The sequence below is a fragment of the Bacillus sp. SIMBA_008 genome (assembly GCF_046535495.1).
In the GTDB taxonomy this organism is placed as follows: Bacteria; Bacillota; Bacilli; order Bacillales; family Bacillaceae; genus Bacillus; species Bacillus subtilis.
In genome coordinates, this window is the sequence record NZ_JAWRWL010001018.1 from 1 (window position 1) to 247 (window position 247).

Below are 247 nucleotides of genomic sequence, written 5' to 3' on the forward strand. Positions count from 1 at the left end.
CTTTGGTCATTAAAATTAAGCCAAGCACAGATATCTGATAACGAATAAGTAGTTAGAGTTAATAATTTTTTTGCTTCTTCAATTCGTTCACGTTGAATGTACTCAATTAATGAAATACCGACTTCTTTTTTGAATAATATAGATAAATAATCCGAATTTATGTTTGCAAATTTAGCAAGTTGTTTAACAGATATTTGATTGTAAATATTTTCAAAAATATAGTTTTTGCAAATAGCGATAGTCTTTG

1 protein-coding gene is annotated in these 247 nt (G+C 25.9%); it reads right to left on the bottom strand.

Annotation, left to right across the window (positions count from 1 at the left end):
- Positions 1–247: helix-turn-helix domain-containing protein (locus tag SB658_RS26485; protein ID WP_410603473.1), on the bottom strand; the 247-nt coding region annotated here is incomplete at both ends.